This is a genomic window from Limimaricola sp. AA108-03 (assembly GCF_050847355.1).
Lineage (GTDB): Bacteria > Pseudomonadota > Alphaproteobacteria > Rhodobacterales > Rhodobacteraceae > Limimaricola.
Window position 1 is genome coordinate 2263916 of sequence record NZ_CP193755.1, and the last position, 14943, is coordinate 2278858.

15 protein-coding genes are annotated in these 14943 nt (G+C 68.8%); 9 read left to right on the forward strand and 6 right to left on the reverse strand.

Annotated features, from left to right (window positions below; all coding sequences use genetic code 11):
* Positions 1 to 7 precede the first annotated feature (7 nt).
* From ACRAQ3_RS11045 to ACRAQ3_RS11080, 8 genes are all read left to right on the forward strand, one after another.
* On the forward strand, positions 8 to 406 hold the full coding sequence (locus ACRAQ3_RS11045) for a MerR family transcriptional regulator (RefSeq protein WP_085895626.1): 399 nt from the start codon (positions 8 to 10) through the stop codon (positions 404 to 406).
* Between the two features lie 112 nt (positions 407 to 518).
* Complete coding sequence (locus ACRAQ3_RS11050; protein WP_432254652.1) at positions 519 to 2297, forward strand: acyl-CoA dehydrogenase C-terminal domain-containing protein; 1779 nt, start codon at positions 519 to 521, stop codon at positions 2295 to 2297.
* A gap of 57 nt (positions 2298 to 2354) precedes the next feature.
* Positions 2355 to 2567 carry a hypothetical protein gene (locus ACRAQ3_RS11055; RefSeq protein ID WP_269396078.1) on the forward strand — a complete coding sequence of 71 codons (213 nt, stop codon included), beginning with the start codon at positions 2355 to 2357 and terminating at the stop codon, positions 2565 to 2567.
* Between the two features lie 265 nt (positions 2568 to 2832).
* Entirely contained in the window at positions 2833 to 3480 is a 648-nt protein-coding gene (locus ACRAQ3_RS11060; protein ID WP_432254653.1) for a glutathione S-transferase family protein, read from the forward strand.
* Positions 3477 to 4688, forward strand: coding sequence for an acetyl-CoA C-acetyltransferase (locus ACRAQ3_RS11065; RefSeq protein WP_432254654.1), 1212 nt, complete (start codon positions 3477 to 3479; stop codon positions 4686 to 4688). Before ACRAQ3_RS11060 ends, ACRAQ3_RS11065 begins: the two co-directional genes overlap by 4 nt.
* 130 nt (positions 4689 to 4818) lie before the next feature.
* Complete coding sequence (locus tag ACRAQ3_RS11070; protein WP_269396082.1) at positions 4819 to 5196, forward strand: hypothetical protein; 378 nt, start codon at positions 4819 to 4821, stop codon at positions 5194 to 5196.
* Positions 5197 to 5248: 52 nt separating this feature from the next.
* Positions 5249 to 7450: a 3-hydroxyacyl-CoA dehydrogenase NAD-binding domain-containing protein gene (locus tag ACRAQ3_RS11075; protein WP_432254655.1), complete on the forward strand. Its 2202-nt coding sequence runs from the start codon at positions 5249 to 5251 to the stop codon at positions 7448 to 7450.
* Between the two features lie 184 nt (positions 7451 to 7634).
* A complete protein-coding gene (locus tag ACRAQ3_RS11080; protein WP_432254656.1) occupies positions 7635 to 8645 on the forward strand; it encodes a hypothetical protein in 1011 nt (336 codons plus the stop codon).
* Between the two features lie 20 nt (positions 8646 to 8665).
* Here ACRAQ3_RS11080 and ACRAQ3_RS11085 read toward each other — a convergent pair whose 3' ends face one another.
* The 6 genes from ACRAQ3_RS11085 to ACRAQ3_RS11110 form a co-directional block, all read right to left on the reverse strand.
* Positions 8666 to 9979, reverse strand: coding sequence for an SPOR domain-containing protein (locus tag ACRAQ3_RS11085; protein WP_432254657.1), 1314 nt, complete (start codon positions 9977 to 9979; stop codon positions 8666 to 8668).
* Positions 9980 to 10045: 66 nt separating this feature from the next.
* Complete coding sequence (gene upp, locus ACRAQ3_RS11090) at positions 10046 to 10687, reverse strand: uracil phosphoribosyltransferase (RefSeq protein ID WP_269396086.1); 642 nt, start codon at positions 10685 to 10687, stop codon at positions 10046 to 10048.
* Positions 10684 to 11670, reverse strand: a complete 987-nt coding sequence (locus tag ACRAQ3_RS11095) for an adenosine deaminase (protein ID WP_432254658.1) — start codon at positions 11668 to 11670, stop codon at positions 10684 to 10686. Before ACRAQ3_RS11095 ends, upp begins: the two co-directional genes overlap by 4 nt.
* Entirely contained in the window at positions 11667 to 12875 is a 1209-nt protein-coding gene (locus ACRAQ3_RS11100) for a phosphopentomutase (RefSeq protein WP_432254659.1), read from the reverse strand. Before ACRAQ3_RS11100 ends, ACRAQ3_RS11095 begins: the two co-directional genes overlap by 4 nt.
* Complete coding sequence (locus tag ACRAQ3_RS11105) at positions 12872 to 14176, reverse strand: thymidine phosphorylase (protein WP_432254660.1); 1305 nt, start codon at positions 14174 to 14176, stop codon at positions 12872 to 12874. The genes ACRAQ3_RS11100 and ACRAQ3_RS11105 overlap by 4 nt, the downstream gene beginning before the upstream one ends.
* On the reverse strand, positions 14176 to 14568 hold the full coding sequence (locus ACRAQ3_RS11110; RefSeq protein WP_085895613.1) for a cytidine deaminase: 393 nt from the start codon (positions 14566 to 14568) through the stop codon (positions 14176 to 14178). Before ACRAQ3_RS11110 ends, ACRAQ3_RS11105 begins: the two co-directional genes overlap by 1 nt.
* A gap of 121 nt (positions 14569 to 14689) precedes the next feature.
* Between ACRAQ3_RS11110 and ACRAQ3_RS11115 the strand changes: the two genes are divergently transcribed.
* Positions 14690 to 14890: a DUF3072 domain-containing protein gene (locus ACRAQ3_RS11115; RefSeq protein ID WP_269396091.1), complete on the forward strand. Its 201-nt coding sequence runs from the start codon at positions 14690 to 14692 to the stop codon at positions 14888 to 14890.
* Positions 14891 to 14943 lie beyond the last annotated feature (53 nt).

Consider the following 14943-nt stretch of genomic DNA (forward strand, 5'->3'; position numbering starts at 1 on the left):
AAAAAGAATGACCGACCAGACCATGACCATCCGCCAGATGTGCGACAGCTTCGATGTGACGCCCCGCACATTGCGCTTCTACGAGGCAAAGGAGCTCCTGTTTCCCATTCGTGAAGGCACGAAGCGGCTCTTCACCCGGCGCGACCGGGCCCGGCTCAAGCTGATCCTGCGCGGCAAGCGCTTCGGCTTCAGCCTCGAGGAGATCCGCCAGCTGCTCGATCTCTACGAGACCGACGACCAGCAGGAGGTGCAGCTCGCGCGCACCTACGAGGTGGCCGAACGGCATCTGCGGGAGATGCAGGAGCAACGTGCCGCGCTCGACGAGGCGATCCGGGAGCTCGAGGCACAGATGCAATGGGGCGCGGAGCGGCTGAACCAGCTGCGCGCACGAGCGACGGCGGCCTGACCGCCCTCTCCTCTTCTGGTCGACATGACATTGCGCGGTCCGGGCGGGGGAGCCCGGGCCGCGTGACGAGGACCAGACCGGGCCTTCGGGCCCGCCGGAGGAGATACAGGGAATGCCAAGCTACACCGCGCCGATCCGCGACATGCAGTTCGTCCTGCACGAGATGCTCGACGTCTCGCGCCAGGAAATTCCGGGCTATGCGGATCTTGACGCCGATTTCACGGCAGCGATCCTCGAGGAGGCTGGCAAGCTCTCCTCGGGGGTTCTGGCCCCGCTGAACCTGACCGGCGATCATCAGGGCTGCCGTCTCGAAAACGGGGTGGTGCGCACGCCGGAAGGTTTCAAGGCGGCCTTCGACCAGATCCGCGACGGCGGCTGGACCGCAATCGACGTCGCCGAGCAATATGGCGGCCAGGGCCTGCCCTATCTGATGCACACCGCCGCGAACGAGCCGATGGTTTCGGCAAACATGGCGCTGAACATGTATCAGGGCCTGACGCATGGCGCCTACAGTGCGATCCACATCCACGGCACCGACGAGCAGAAGGCACGCTGGCTGCCGAAGCTCGGCTCGTGCGAATGGACCGGCACGATGAACCTGACCGAGCCGCATTGCGGCACGGATCTCGGGCTGATGCGCACCAAGGCGGTGCCGCAGGAGGACGGGACCTACAGGATCTCGGGCCAGAAGATCTTCATCTCGGCCGGCGAGCACGACATGGCCGAGAACATCGTTCACCTCGTGCTGGCCAAGATCCCCGGCGGCCCCGAAGGCATCAAGGGCGTGTCGCTGTTCATCGTGCCGAAATACCTCGTGAACGAGGACGGTTCGCTGGGGGCGCGCAACGGCGTCGCCTGCGGCAATCTCGAAGAGAAGATGGGCATCCACGGCAATGCCACCTGCGTCATGAACTACGACAACGCAGAGGGTTATCTGCTGGGCGAGGCGCATAAGGGCATGCGCGCCATGTTCACCATGATGAACGAGGCCCGTCTCGGCGTCGGCCTGCAGGGCTGGGCGCAATCCGAGGTCGCCTACCAGAACGCGCTCGCCTACGCCAAGGACCGGCTGCAGGGCCGCGCCGTGACCGGCGCCAAGAACCCGGACGGCCCGGCCGATCCGCTGATCGTGCATCCCGACATCCGCCGCTCGCTGATGGATCAGAAGAGCTTCAACGAAGCGGCGCGGGCCTTCACCTATTGGGGCGCGATGCTGATCGACCGCGGCCACAAGGCGGGCGACGCGGAGGCCGAAGCGATGATCTCGCTGCTCACGCCGATCATCAAGGGCTTCCTCACCGACAAGGGCTTCGAGATGTGCGTGCAGGCCCAGCAGGTCTTTGGCGGGCATGGCTACATCGAGGAATGGGGCATGTCGCAATTCGTGCGCGATGCCCGGATCGCGATGATCTACGAGGGCGCTAACGGCGTGCAGGCGCTCGATCTCGTGGGCCGCAAGCTCGCCGCGCAGGGCGGCAAGCCGATGATGACGCTGATCGAGGAGATCAAGGTCTTCTGCAAGGAGAACGCCGAGGATGCCGAATTCGCGCGCGACTTCATCGAGCCGCTGAAATCCGCCTCTAAGGACATGCAGCAGGCGGCGATGTTCTTCATGCAGAACGGCATGAAGGACCCCAACGCGGCGCTGGCCGGCAGCAGCGACTTCATGCACCTGATGGGCCATGTCTGCCTGGGCTGGACCTGGGCCAGAATGGCCAAGGCAGCGCGGGCTGGCCTCGATGCCGGCACCGGCGACCGGGGCTTCTACGAGACCAAGCTCGCGACGGGGCGCTACTACATGGCGCGCCAGCTGCCGGCGACGAAGATGCATCTCGCCCGGATCGAGAGCGGCGCCGCGCCGGTGATGGCGCTGGAGGCGGACGCTTTCTGATGGACGAGGGCGCCGTCCGGGGCGAGGCTCGTCCCGGACAGCGACCCGGAGGACGAGATGCCCAAGCGCCTGAAACTGACCCGTCGATTTCCCGTGGCCATGAGCGAGGACGGCTATCGCCGCCTCAGGCGCTTCGCCCGGGAGGCCGGGCTCGACGAAGGCGAGGCGCTGTCCTTCCTGTTCGAGAATTTCGACAGCGTGATCGACGCCGATACCTTCGGGCACCGGCTCAGGCTGTTCAACGCGGAGCTGGAGGCGCGCAAGAGGTAGCGCCTGCGCAGGCTCGCAGATGGAGGAGCTGCGTATTTTTAGAAAGATGAAAGGGCCGGCGATCCACCCGCGGCGCCTCGCGTCACGTTCGGACGCTCGACCCCGCGGGCTTCATCTTCCACGGTCATCGGCTCGCCAGCCTGTACCGCAGATGCGAAGCTGACGGCAAAGCGTTGACGATGCGTTAAATGCCGCGCCTGCTTCATCTTTCTTCAAATACGCAAAGGCCCGGCCGCGGCCGGGTGACACGACCCGAGGAGGAGAAATGATCCGACTTCATTGCTTCGGCGAGAGCGGTAACGCCTACAAGGCGGCGTTGCCGATGACGCTTGCCGGGCTCGACTGGGAACCGGTGAAGGTCGACTTCTTCGCCGGCGCCGCCCGCTCCGACGCGTTCCGCGCGCTCAACGAGATGGGCGAGGTGCCGGTGCTCGAAACCGATGACGGGCTGCGGCTGAGCCAGTCCGGCGCGATCCAGGACTGGGTCAGCGAACGCACCGGCAAGTTCGGCGGCCACTCGCCCGAGGAACGCCGCGACGTGCTGCGCTGGGTGCTGTGGGACAACCACAAGCTTTCGGGTCAGGCGGGCAGCCTGCGGTTCCTGATGAACTTCCTGCCGCCCGAAAAGCGGCCCGAGCAGGTGATCAAGTGGCTGCAGGGCCGCCTCGCCCCGACCTATGCGACTCTCGACCGGGCGCTCGAGGCCCGCGACTGGCTGGTGGGCGACGGCCCGACCAATGCCGACTTCTCCTGCTGCGGCTATCTTTTCTACACCGAGCCTTTCGGCTTCGACCGCGCCGCGCATCCCCATATCGACCGCTGGCTCGACCGCATCGCGGCGCTGCCGGGCTGGAAACACCCCTACGAACTGATGCCCGGATCGCCCGCCGACCGGGAAGGAGCGACGACATGACCGAAGCCTTCATCTACGACGCGATCCGCACCCCGCGCGGCAAGGGCCGAAAGGACGGCTCCCTGCACGAGGTTTCGAGCCTCAGGCTCTCGGCCGGCGTGCTCGACGCGCTGGCCCAGCGCAACGGCCTCGAGGGCCACGCCGTCGAGGACGTGATCTGGGGCAACGCCACGCAGGTCGGCGAACAGGGCGGCTGCCTCGCTCGCTCCGCCGTTCTCGCCTCCTCGCTCGACGAGCGCATCCCGGGCCTGTCGATCAACCGCTTCTGCGCCAGCGGCATGGAGGCCGTGAACCTCGCCGCCAACCAGGTCCGCGCCGGTGCCGGCCGCGCCTATATCGCCGGCGGCGTCGAGGCGATGAGCCGCGTGCCGATGGGCTCGGACGGCGCCGCCATCGCGGTCGATCCCTCGGTCGCGATGAAGACCTATTTCGTGCCGCAGGGCATCTCGGCCGACATCATCGCCACCGAATACGGCTTCTCGCGCGACGAGGTCGACGCCTTCGCCGTCGAGAGCCAACGCCGCGCCAAGGCGGCCTGGGACGACCGCCGCTTCGACCGCTCGGTCGTGCCGGTCAAGGACATCAACGGCCTGACCATCCTCGACCGCGACGAATACATGCGGCCGCAGACCGACATGCAGGCGCTCGGCGCGCTGGAACCGTCGTTCAAGGCGATGGGCGAGGTGATGCCCGGCTTCGACAAGGTCGCGCTGATGAAGTACCCGCATCTGGAGCGGATCAACCACGTGCACCACGCGGGCAACTCGTCGGGCATCGTCGACGGCGCCGCCGGCCTGCTGATCGGCGATGCCGAGTTCGGCCGCGCGCATGGTCTCAAGCCGCGCGCCCGGATCCGCGCCACCGCGAAGATCGGCACCGATCCGACGATCATGCTCACCGGCCCGGTGCCGGTGACCGAGAAGATCCTCGCCGATAATGGCATGGCAATCTCGGACATCGACCTGTTCGAGGTGAACGAGGCCTTCTCGGCGATCCCGCTGCGCTTCATGCAGGCCTTCGACATCGACCCCGCGACGCTCAACCCCAATGGCGGCGCCATTGCCATGGGTCACCCGCTGGGTGCCACCGGGGCGATCATCCTTGGCATCCTGCTCGACGAGCTGGAGCGGACCGGCAAGGGCACCGGCCTCGCCACGCTCTGCGTCGCCTCCGGCATGGGCGCCGCCACCATCATCGAGCGGGTCTGAGCCATGCTCGCCCGCTCCTCAGGCGCCCCGCCGGGACGCCTTCCACACGTGGACAAGGGCTCCTCGCGCCTTAGTTTCCAGTGGGAAATCCATCCTGCAATCTGCGAGGTCGATTGGCATGTCCCGCGTCATGTCGCAATTCATCGAGAACCATATCCGGCTGTTCCGCGAAGGGCGGATCGAGGAGATGCTCGACGACTGCGACTACCCGCTGGGTGTACAGGGGCCGGAAGGTCTCACGGTGCTGGCCAACCGCGATATCTACCGGGAATGGCTGCAGGGCTGGCAACGCGACCTCGGCACCCGCGCCATGCAGGAGGAATATGTCCGCATCCATACGCTGGAGCTGCCGCGGGCCAGAAAGTTCCGGGTCTGGATCGAGCGCAGCTTCCGGAACGAAAGCGGCGAGCGGGTCGATCTCGACGTGATCTACTATTGTCGGTTGGACACGCCGCGTCCGGTGATCGAGATGATCGAATTCGGTGCGCCGCCGAGCGACGCCCCCTGACGCCGCATCCGCGCCGTCCCTTCCCCATACAGTTTGCGAACAGGAGGTCGTCATGACCGATTTCACACTCATGCGCGACGCCGATGGCGTTGCCGTCATTACTTGGGACGTGCCCGGCCGCTCCATGAACGTCATGTCGATGCAGGGCTTCGAGGAACTCGATGCGCTGGTCGACGAGGCGCTGGCCGATGAGGCCGTGAAGGGCATCGTCATCACCTCCGCCAAGAAGGATTTCGCCGGCGGCATGGATCTCGGCGTCATCGCCGGGATGAAGAAGGCCGGCGGAGACGACCCCGCCCGGGCGGTGTTCGATGGCGTGATGCGCATGCATGGCGTGCTGCGCAAAATCGAGCGCGCGGGCCTCGACCCCAAGACCAACAAGGGTGGCAAACCGATCGCCGCCGCCCTGCCCGGCACCGCGCTGGGCATCGGGCTGGAGATTCCGCTGGCCTGCCACCGGATCTTCGTGGCCGACAACCCCAAGGCCAAGATCGGCCTGCCCGAGATCATGGTCGGCATCTTCCCCGGTGCCGGCGGCACCACCCGCCTCGTGCGCAAGCTCGGCGCTATGGGGGCGAGCCCGCTGCTGCTCGAAGGCAAGATGAACGACCCCAGGAAGGCCAAGGCGCTGGGCGTGATCGACGAGGTGGTCGAGGACCCGCTCGCCGCGGCCAAGACCTGGGTGCTGCAGGCCAAGGACGCGGATCTGGTGAAGCCGTGGGACGCCAAGGGCTACAAGATGCCCGGCGGCGCGCCCTACCACCCGGCGGGCTTCATGACCTTCGTCGGCGCCTCCGCGATGGTGCATGGCAAGACCCAGGGCGTGTACCCGGCCGCCAAGGCGCTTCTCTCGGCGGTCTATGAGGGTGCGCTGGTGCCCTTCGACACCGCGCTCAAGATCGAGGCGCGCTGGTTCACCAAGGTGCTGATGGATCCCTCCTCCACCGCGATGATCCGCTCGCTCTTCCTCAACAAGGAAGCGCTGGAAAAGGGCGCGAACAGGCCCGAGGCCCCGGACCAGAGCGTGAAGAAGGTCGGCATTCTCGGCGCCGGCATGATGGGCGCGGGCATCGCCTATGTCGCGGCCAATGCCGGGATCGAGGTGGTGCTGATCGACCGCGAGCAGGCCGCCGCCGACAAGGGCAAGTCCTATTCCGAAGGGCTGCTCGACAAGGGCATCAGCCGCAAGAAGGTCACGCCCGAGAAGAAAGAGGAGGTGCTGGGCCGGATCAACGCCACCACCGAGATCGAGGCGCTGTCGGACTGCGACCTGATCGTCGAGGCGGTGTTCGAGGATGTCGGCGTGAAGGCCGAGATGACCAAGAAGGTCGAGGCCGTGATCGGCGAGGACTGCATCTTCGCCACCAACACCTCGACCCTGCCGATCACCGAGCTGGCCAAGGCAAGCGCGCGCCCCGATCAGTTCATCGGCATCCATTTCTTCTCGCCGGTCGACAAGATGATGCTGGTCGAGATCATCAAGGGCCGCGAGACCGGCGACGTCGCCGTGGCCAAGGCGCTCGACTTCGCCCGGCAGATCCGCAAGACGCCGATCGTCGTCAACGACGCGCGCTTCTTCTACGCCAACCGCTGCATCATCCCCTACATCAACGAAGGCATCCGCATGGTTGCCGAGGGGGTGGAGCCGGCGCTGATCGAGAACGCGGCGCGTCTCGTCGGCATGCCGCTGGGGCCGCTGCAGCTGGTGGACGAGACCTCGATCGATCTCGGCGTGAAGATCGCCAAGGCCACCAAGGCCGCGATGGGCGACGCCTATCCGGACGAGGCGGTGGACGAGGTGCTGTTCTGGATGGCCGATCAGGGCCGGATGGGGCGCAAGTCGAAGTCGGGCTTCTACGCCTATGACGAGAAGGGCCAGCGCACCGGCCTCTGGGACGGTCTGTCGGAGCGCTATGCGGTTTCGGACGACCAGCCCGACCTCGTGGAGGTGCAGCAGCGGCTACTCTTCGCGCAGGTGCTCGAGGCGGTGCGCGCCTTCGAGGACGGTGTGCTGACGGACATCCGCGAAGGCGACGTGGCGGCAATCCTCGGCTGGGGCTTCGCGCCGTGGTCGGGCGGGCCGTTCTCCTGGCTCGACATGATCGGTGCGGGCTTCGCCGCCGAGCGCTGCGACGCGCTGACCGAAAAGCATGGTCAGCGCTTCGCCTGCCCCAAGCTCCTGCGTGAAATGGCAGGCTCGGGTGCCGCGTTCTACGACCGCTACGGCGACGGCCAAGCCGCCGACGCCGCCTGACCACGACGATCCGCGGCGCCCGCCCCCGGGCGCCGCGGATCCCCGTCCCGCATCGGACGGCGAATGCGACGCGGATGCCGCCGATCCGGCGCAGGCTTCGATGCGTCGCCCCTGTTCCTCCCTACATCGCAGGGCTATGTTGGCCGAAACGGCAGGCCGGGACGTTTGGGCCGCGAAAGGAACGATGACCGCACTGAAGGAATTCGCTCGGCTCGAGACGATCGGCACCTGGCATCCCGAGCCGGGCGCCGAACCGCGTTCCGTGACCATATCCTTCGGCGAGGCGACCCTCGTGCTGTGCGACGACAGCGGCCTGCCGGTGACGCATTGGTCGCTGCCAGCACTGCACCGGCTCAATCCCAACCAGCGCCCCGCGATCTATGCCCCCGACGAGGAGGCCAGCGAAACGCTGGAGATCGACGACGACACGATGATCGGCGCGCTGGAGAAGGTGCGCCGCGCCGTGGCCGCGCGGCAGCCGCGGCCGGGGCGGCTCCGGCAGGGCGCGATCTGGGGCGGCACGGCGCTGGCGCTCGGTCTCGCCGTGTTCTGGCTGCCCGGCGCACTGATGCAGCAGACTTTGAGCGTCGTGCCGCCGGGCAAGCGCTCCGAGTTCGGCGCGACGCTTCTGGGGATGGTGCAGGAGATCACCGGCCCGACCTGTCGGGACCCCTTGGGCAGCGAGGCGCTGGGCCGGATGCGCGACCGGCTGCTCGGGCGCGGCGGCGGCCAGATCGTGGTGGTGCCAGAGGGGCTTGCCGGGCCGCTCTACCTGCCCGGTGGCATCATCGTGTTGCCGCAGGAGACCATCGAGGCGACCGAGGACCCGGCGGTGGTGGCCGGTCACGTGCTGGCCACGGCCGCGAGCCGCAAGGAATCCGACCCGCTCGACGACCTGCTGCGCGAAGCGGGTTTCGGCACGGTGCTGCGGCTGCTGACCACCGGCGACATCCCGACCGAGAAACTGCAGCAGCAGGCACGCCACCTCGTGAACACCCCGGCGCCGCGCGCGGATGACGCGGTGCTGCTCGACCAGTTCGCGGCAGCGGGCGTGCCGATCGGCCCCTGGGCCCGGGCCAGCGACCCCGACGGCGCCATCTCGGCCGTGCTGGTCGCCGCCGAACCCGCCGCCACGGCCGGTCCGGTCCTGTCGGATGGCGACTGGGTCAGCCTGCAGGGCATCTGCCGGAACTGAGCCCCGGCCCGCCCCTTTGCCTATCTGCGCGCGAAGGCGTCGGCGTAGCCCGCCTTTCGCACCGTGCCCAGCACGCGGCCCAGCGTGGCCGCGTCGGCGAAGGGACCCGTCGCGACGATGCGCATCTCGGTGCCGCCCTTGGTGACCCTCCCATGCGCCACCGGCAGCCCCATCGCCCGAAGGCGCGCCGCGGCGCGATCGGCATTGGCGCTCTGGGCAAAGGCCCCGATCTGCACGAAACGACCCTGCGCGGCGACAGCCGGGGCCACCGGGGCCGAGCGGGACGAGACACGGCTCACCAGAGCGGTCGGCACCGCCACAGGCGCGGCGGTCACGGGGGCCCGGACCTGTCCCGCCCCGGCCTGCTCGATGATGCGCACGCCGCGGTTCGGGTTCAGCCGGCCATCATCCCAGGCACTGCGATAGCCGCGCGGCGGCGACACCGGGTCGGGCATCGGCACCGCCGCGGCGGCGCGGCGCAGGTCGCCTGCCGGGTCGAGGAACGCCATGACGCCGGTGCCGCGCGGGGCCAGGCGGGCGGCATTGCCGAGGCCCGAGGGCGACTGCGCCTGCGGACCGCAGCGGCGCGGCAGCGTCGAGGCACCGGTGCCGGCGCGCCCCGATTCGGAGCCGGGATCGCAGGCTTGCGTCCCCGCGGGGCCAGCCGGATGCGCCGGCACCGCCGCAGCCAGCCGGCTGCCCGGCGCCGGAGCGGTCGCGTCATGCGGGCTGCAGCTCACCGGCTCGCCGCTGTGCTTTAGCACGTAGCGGCGGCCCGTCGCGGCCATGTCGGCGCAGACGGCGGCGAGCGTCACGGTGCCGCGCAGCGGCGCGCCCGGACGGGCATCGCGGTCCTCGCCACAGATGATGGTCTCGCCGGTGCGGCTGCTGACATATCCCGGCTGCGGCCCGCTACGCCCGACACAGAAGGCGGCCCGGGTCAGCACCGGCGGCGTGTCGCGCGCCACCGTCGGCTGCGGCGTCACCACGCGGGGCGAAACGGGCGCGGCGCTGGCGCGGCGAGATGCCGGGCTGGCCTCGGCCGACCGCGCCCGTGCGGCTGTGGCGGCGGGCCGGGATTCGGCCACGGCTGGCGCGGCCGCGGCAAGGCTCGGCTCGAACCCGCAAAGCGGCTCGCGGCTGCGGCTCATGCGCGGGATCCAGTTGGTCATGCCGCCGATCCCGGCGCGGATGAAGGCACAGCCCTCGCTGTCGACATACTGGTTGGCGGCGTAGCTTTCGGGCGGGAACTCGGCCGGAATTCCCTCTTGCGCCATGGCTGGTCCGGCCACGGCCAAGGCCGCCACCGATGCGGCGAGAAATGTCCTGATCATGTTGCCCCTGCCCCCGGAGTGTTTTCCGAAACCATGGCGCAGCCCCGTCAACCTGTAAAGATTGCGCTACTTCGTTCCGAACATCCTGTCACCCGCATCCCCCAGTCCGGGCACGATGTAGCCGTGATCGTTCAGCTTCTCGTCGAGCGACGCGGTCACGATCGGCACGTCGGGATGGGCCTCCTTCATCCGCGCCACGCCCTCGGGCGCCGCCAGCAGGCACAGGAAGATGATGTCCTTCGCCCCGGCCTTCTTGAGCATGTCGATCGCCGCAACCGAGGAGTTGCCGGTGGCGAGCATCGGGTCCACCGCGATGGTCAGCCGCTCGCCAAGATGGCTCGGCACCTTGAAATAATACTCGACCGGCTGCAGCGTCTCGGGATCGCGGTAGAGACCGACGAAGCCGACGCGGGCCGAGGGGATCAGTTCGAGGATGCCGTCGAGCAGCCCGTTGCCGGCCCGCAGGATCGAGATCAGCGCCAACTTCTTGCCCTCGATCACCGGCGCGTCCATCGGCTGCATCGGCGTGTCGATCCGGGTCGAGGTCATCGGCAGGTCGCGCGTGACCTCATAGGCCAAAAGCAGGCTGATCTCGCGCAAAAGCTGCCGGAAGCTCGCGGTCGAGGTGTCGGATTTGCGCATCAAGGTCAGCTTGTGCTGCACCAGCGGATGCGTGACGACGGTCAAATGTTGGTCGGTGTGGCTCATGCCGCCTCCAGTTTCTTCAGGATCTCCGCTCGGGTCGTCTCATCGCAGAAGGCCGCCTCGGCGGCTACCCTGTTGACGACGCGCAGCCGCTCCTCCTCCCAGCCGAAATGCCGCTCCAGCATCTCGTATTCATGGGTCATGGTGGTCCCGAACCAGGGCGGATCATCGGTCGAGACGGTGACCCGAAGCCCGCGGTCGCGCAGATCCTCGATCGGGTGGGACTTCCAGTCCGGCACCGCGCCGAGAACAAGGTTCGAGACCGGGCAGACCTCGAGCGTGACGCCCCGCTCGATCAGGTGGTCGCAGAGCGCGTGGTCGGTCACGGCGTTGATGCCATGGCCGATGCGCTCGCAACCCAGCAGGTCGACGGTCTCGCGCACCATGTCCGGCCCGCCCCATTCGCCGGCATGGGCGGTAAGACCGAGCCCGGCCTCGCGTGCGGCGTCGAAGGCCCATGCGAAATCGCCGGGCCGGTGCATCATCTCGGCCCCGGCCATGCCGAAGCCGGTGACGAAGCGCCCCTTGGTCTCGGCGGCGCAGCGCGCGATCGGCTTCGCCGCCTCGGGGCCCAGATGGCGCAGGCAGGTGACGATCCCGCGCGAGGTGATGCCCATGCGGCGCTCGGCCTCGTCGGCGGCATCCACCATCGCGTCGAGATAGTCGCGCCACGCCGCGAGATCGCCGCCGCCACAGAAATCGGGCGAGAGGAAGAACTCGGTATAGACCACCCCCTGCTCGGCGCTCTGCTCCAGCACCGCCAGCATCAGCCGGCGGAAATCCTCGGGGCGCTGCAGCACCGTGCAGGCGGCGTCATAGGCCTTGAGGAACCAGTCGAAATCGCCACGGACGTAACCACCGTTCCCGTCGAAGATGCGGTCGATGTCGATATGCTTTTCGCGCGCCAGCCCCTTGATGAAAGCGGGCGGGGCCGCGCCCTCGAGATGCAGATGCAACTCGGCCTTCGGCAAGGAGCGGTAGCTCATGGCGCGGCCTCCGGGTCGGGTGCGGGAATATCGAGATGCCGGGCGGCGAGCGCGCCCACATCGGTGAAGCCCATCAGGCCGAGTTCGCGCGCGCCGAGACCGTGGCACAGCACCGGTACCCGCTCACGCGTGTGGTCGGTGCCGGTGAAGGTGGGATCGTTGCCGTGATCGGCGGTGACGATCACGAGATCGCCGTCGCGCAGCCGCGGCAGGATCTTTCCTAGCTCGGCGTCGAACCATTCGAGATGGCGCGCATAGCCCGCCACGTCTCGGCGATGGCCGAAATTGGTGTCGAACTCCACGAAATTGGCAAAGACCAGCGCGCCTTCGGCCGCCTCGTCCACGAGATCGGACAGATGGTGCATCAGCTTCTCGTCGGGTCCCTTGCGCAGATCGGTGACGCCGCGCATCGAGAAGATGTCGCCGATCTTGCCCACAGCATGCACGTCACGGCCCGCCGCATGGGCGCTGTCGAGCAGCGTCCGCCCCGGCGCGGCGATGGCGAAATCCCGGCGGTTCGGGGTACGGGTGAAGCCCGTCGCCTCGTCGCCCAAGAAGGGCCGCGCGATCACCCGGCCGACCTTCATGTCATGCAGCAGCGGCGCCACGTCGCGGCACATGTTCAGCAGCCGTTCGAGGCCGAAGCGCTCCTCATGGGCGGCGATCTGCAGCACGCTGTCGACCGAGGTGTAGCAGATCGGCCAGCCGGTCCGCATGTGCTCGGGTCCCTCCTCCTCGATCACCGCGGTGCCCGAGGCGTGGCGGTTGCCGAGGATGCCGTCGGTGCCCGCCGCCTGCATCAGCGCCCGCGTCACCTCGGTCGGAAAGGCCGGGACCTCCTTGGGGAAGTAGTGCCAGTCCCAGGGCACCGGAACGCCCGCCAGTTCCCAGTGCCCCGAGGGCGTGTCCTTGCCGTTCGAGACCTCGGTCGCCGCGCCCCAGGCTCCCGAGGGCTGCGCCCCGAGGCCGGGCGCATCGAGGCCCGAGGCCAGCGCGATGGCGCGCCCCAGCCCCATCGCGTCGAGCGCCGGCAGCTTCAGCGGGCCGGACCGGCCCTCCTCGGCGCGACCGGCGGCGCAGGCCTCGGCGATGTGGCCGATGGTGTTGGAGCCGGTGTCGGGGGTGTCGCCGTTGAAGAAGGCGTCGGCATCCGGCGCGCCGCCGATCCCGGCGCTGTCCATCACCAGAAGAAATACGCGCGTCATGGGTCCACCCTCCCTCGGACGAGGTCGTTGATCTGCGGCGCATCGCCGATCGCGATGGCCGCGCGCAGCGCCGCCTCAGCGCGGTCGGCGGCTTCGTCGCTCGCCGCATGAACCCGTGCCAGAAGATCGCCGGGGCCGAGCTTCGTGCCCAGCCGGGCCATGTCGGACAACCCCACCGCCGGGTCGATCCGGTCGGATTCGACCTTCCGCCCGCCGCCCAAGCCCACGACAGCATGGCCCAGCGCCTCGCCGTCGATGGCGGCGAGATGCCCGGCCTCGGGGGCGGTCACGTCGCGGATCACGGGGGCTTTCGGCAGATGCGTGCGCCAGTCCTCGGCCATGTCGGGCGGCCCGCCCAGCGCGTGGATCATCGCGGCGAACCGTTCCAGCGCCCGGCCCGAGGCAATGGCATGGGCGATCTTCTCCTCGCCCTCGCCCTCGGCGCCACCGGCAAGCGCCATGAGCCGTCCGCCCAGCGCCACGGTGAGATCGTGCAGCCGCGGCGCCGCGAGCCGGTCGCCCGACAGCACCTCCATGATCACCGCCATCTCGGTCGCGTTGCCCAAGGCGGGGGCGAGCGGCTCGTCCATGTCGGTCAGGAAGGCCGCCGTCGGGCAGCCCGCGCCGTTCGCCGTCGTCACCAGCGCCTCGGCCAGCGCACGGGCCTCGGCCTCGGACTTCATGAAGGCGCCGGAGCCGACCTTGACGTCTAGCACGAGGCCTTCGAGCCCGGCCGCGAGCTTCTTCGACAGGATCGAGGCGGTGATCAGATCGATGCTGTCCACCGTGCCGGTCACGTCACGGATCGCGTAGAGCCGCTTGTCGGCGGGGGCGATACGGCCCGTGGCGCCGACGATGGCACAGCCGACGTCGCGGGTGATCATGCGCAGCCGCGCCTCGTCGACCTGGGTCGACAGCCCCGGCACTGCCTCGAGCTTGTCGAGCGTGCCGCCGGTGTGGCCCAGACCGCGCCCCGAGATCATCGGCACGTAGACGCCGCAGGCCGCGAGCGCGGGCGCCAGCAGCAGCGAGACCGGATCGCCGACGCCGCCGGTGGAATGCTTGTCGAGCACCGGGCCCGGCAGGTCCCAACGCAGCCGGTCGCCGCTGTCGCGCATCCCGGTGGTCAGCGCGACGCGGCCGGCCTCGCCCAGACCCCGCAGGCAGACGGCCATGGCGAAGGCCCCGGCCTGCGCGTCGGAGACGGTGCCGTCGGCGAGGCCGCGGGTGAAACCGGCTATGGCTTCGGGCGGCAGCGTCTCGCCCCGGCGCAGCGTGGCGATCAGGCGGCTGGCCTCCATCAGGCGCGTTCCATCTGGTGCTGGTCGAAGGCGCCGGGCAGCAGCGCCCCGAGCGTCGTCTCGCTGGTGGTGCCATCGGTCGTGGCCAGCGTGACCTTCACGTCGCCGCGACCGAACTCGGCGAGCTTCTGGCGGCAGCCGCCGCAGGGCGAGACCGGTACCGGGCTGTCGGCGATCACCGCCACCTCGGCGATCTCGCTGTCGCCGGCGGCGATCATCGCGGCGATCGCCCCGGCCTCGGCGCAGGTGCCCTCCGGATAGGCGACGTTCTCGACATTGACGCCGAGATGGACGGCGCCCGAGGTGGCGCGGATCGCGGCGCCGACCTTGAAGTTGGAATAGGGGGCATAGGCGTTCTCGCGCACGCGGCGCGCATCATCGACCAGCGTCATGGGTGGGCCTCCTCACGGGTTTGCCGAAAACACTGTCCCTCCCCCTGCCGTGATGCAAGTCCGTCCTCGCGGAACCCCCCTCCCCGGCTCCGGGTTTCCTCCGATGACAGGAGGGACCGAGATGATCGAACCAACCAAGGCCGTTCTGCCCGAGACCGAAGCCCGCACGGCGGAGGACCCCGACGCGCCGATGAACGACAGGCAGGCGGTGCTGCTGCGCGAATTGTGCGACAGGACCGGCGAGGAATACGACGCCTCCCTGACCGAGCGGCAGGCCGATGAGCGGATAAGCGTGCTTCAGGAGCAGATCGCGGAGCGATAGGACTTTCGCGTCCCCTTGGGAAAGGTTTAATGCTGAACCATTCCGATCAGGGG

What these genes read in the sequence shown, in the direction of transcription:
- upp (WP_269396086.1), bottom strand. Translation starts at nt 10,687, where the DNA reads ATGAGCCACACCGACCAACATTTGACCGTCGTCACGCATCCGCTGGTG.
- ACRAQ3_RS11070 (WP_269396082.1), top strand. Translation starts at nt 4,819, where the DNA reads ATGTCGCAATTCATCGAGAACCATATCCGGCTGTTCCGCGAAGGGCGG.
- ACRAQ3_RS11080 (WP_432254656.1), top strand. Translation starts at nt 7,635, where the DNA reads ATGACCGCACTGAAGGAATTCGCTCGGCTCGAGACGATCGGCACCTGG.
- ACRAQ3_RS11115 (WP_269396091.1), top strand. Translation starts at nt 14,690, where the DNA reads ATGATCGAACCAACCAAGGCCGTTCTGCCCGAGACCGAAGCCCGCACG.
- ACRAQ3_RS11050 (WP_432254652.1), top strand. Translation starts at nt 519, where the DNA reads ATGCCAAGCTACACCGCGCCGATCCGCGACATGCAGTTCGTCCTGCAC.
- ACRAQ3_RS11085 (WP_432254657.1), bottom strand. Translation starts at nt 9,979, where the DNA reads ATGATCAGGACATTTCTCGCCGCATCGGTGGCGGCCTTGGCCGTGGCC.
- ACRAQ3_RS11095 (WP_432254658.1), bottom strand. Translation starts at nt 11,670, where the DNA reads ATGAGCTACCGCTCCTTGCCGAAGGCCGAGTTGCATCTGCATCTCGAG.
- ACRAQ3_RS11045 (WP_085895626.1), top strand. Translation starts at nt 8, where the DNA reads ATGACCGACCAGACCATGACCATCCGCCAGATGTGCGACAGCTTCGAT.
- ACRAQ3_RS11110 (WP_085895613.1), bottom strand. Translation starts at nt 14,568, where the DNA reads ATGACGCTGGTCGATGATGCGCGCCGCGTGCGCGAGAACGCCTATGCC.
- ACRAQ3_RS11055 (WP_269396078.1), top strand. Translation starts at nt 2,355, where the DNA reads ATGCCCAAGCGCCTGAAACTGACCCGTCGATTTCCCGTGGCCATGAGC.
- ACRAQ3_RS11075 (WP_432254655.1), top strand. Translation starts at nt 5,249, where the DNA reads ATGACCGATTTCACACTCATGCGCGACGCCGATGGCGTTGCCGTCATT.
- ACRAQ3_RS11105 (WP_432254660.1), bottom strand. Translation starts at nt 14,176, where the DNA reads ATGGAGGCCAGCCGCCTGATCGCCACGCTGCGCCGGGGCGAGACGCTG.
- ACRAQ3_RS11060 (WP_432254653.1), top strand. Translation starts at nt 2,833, where the DNA reads ATGATCCGACTTCATTGCTTCGGCGAGAGCGGTAACGCCTACAAGGCG.
- ACRAQ3_RS11100 (WP_432254659.1), bottom strand. Translation starts at nt 12,875, where the DNA reads ATGACGCGCGTATTTCTTCTGGTGATGGACAGCGCCGGGATCGGCGGC.
- ACRAQ3_RS11065 (WP_432254654.1), top strand. Translation starts at nt 3,477, where the DNA reads ATGACCGAAGCCTTCATCTACGACGCGATCCGCACCCCGCGCGGCAAG.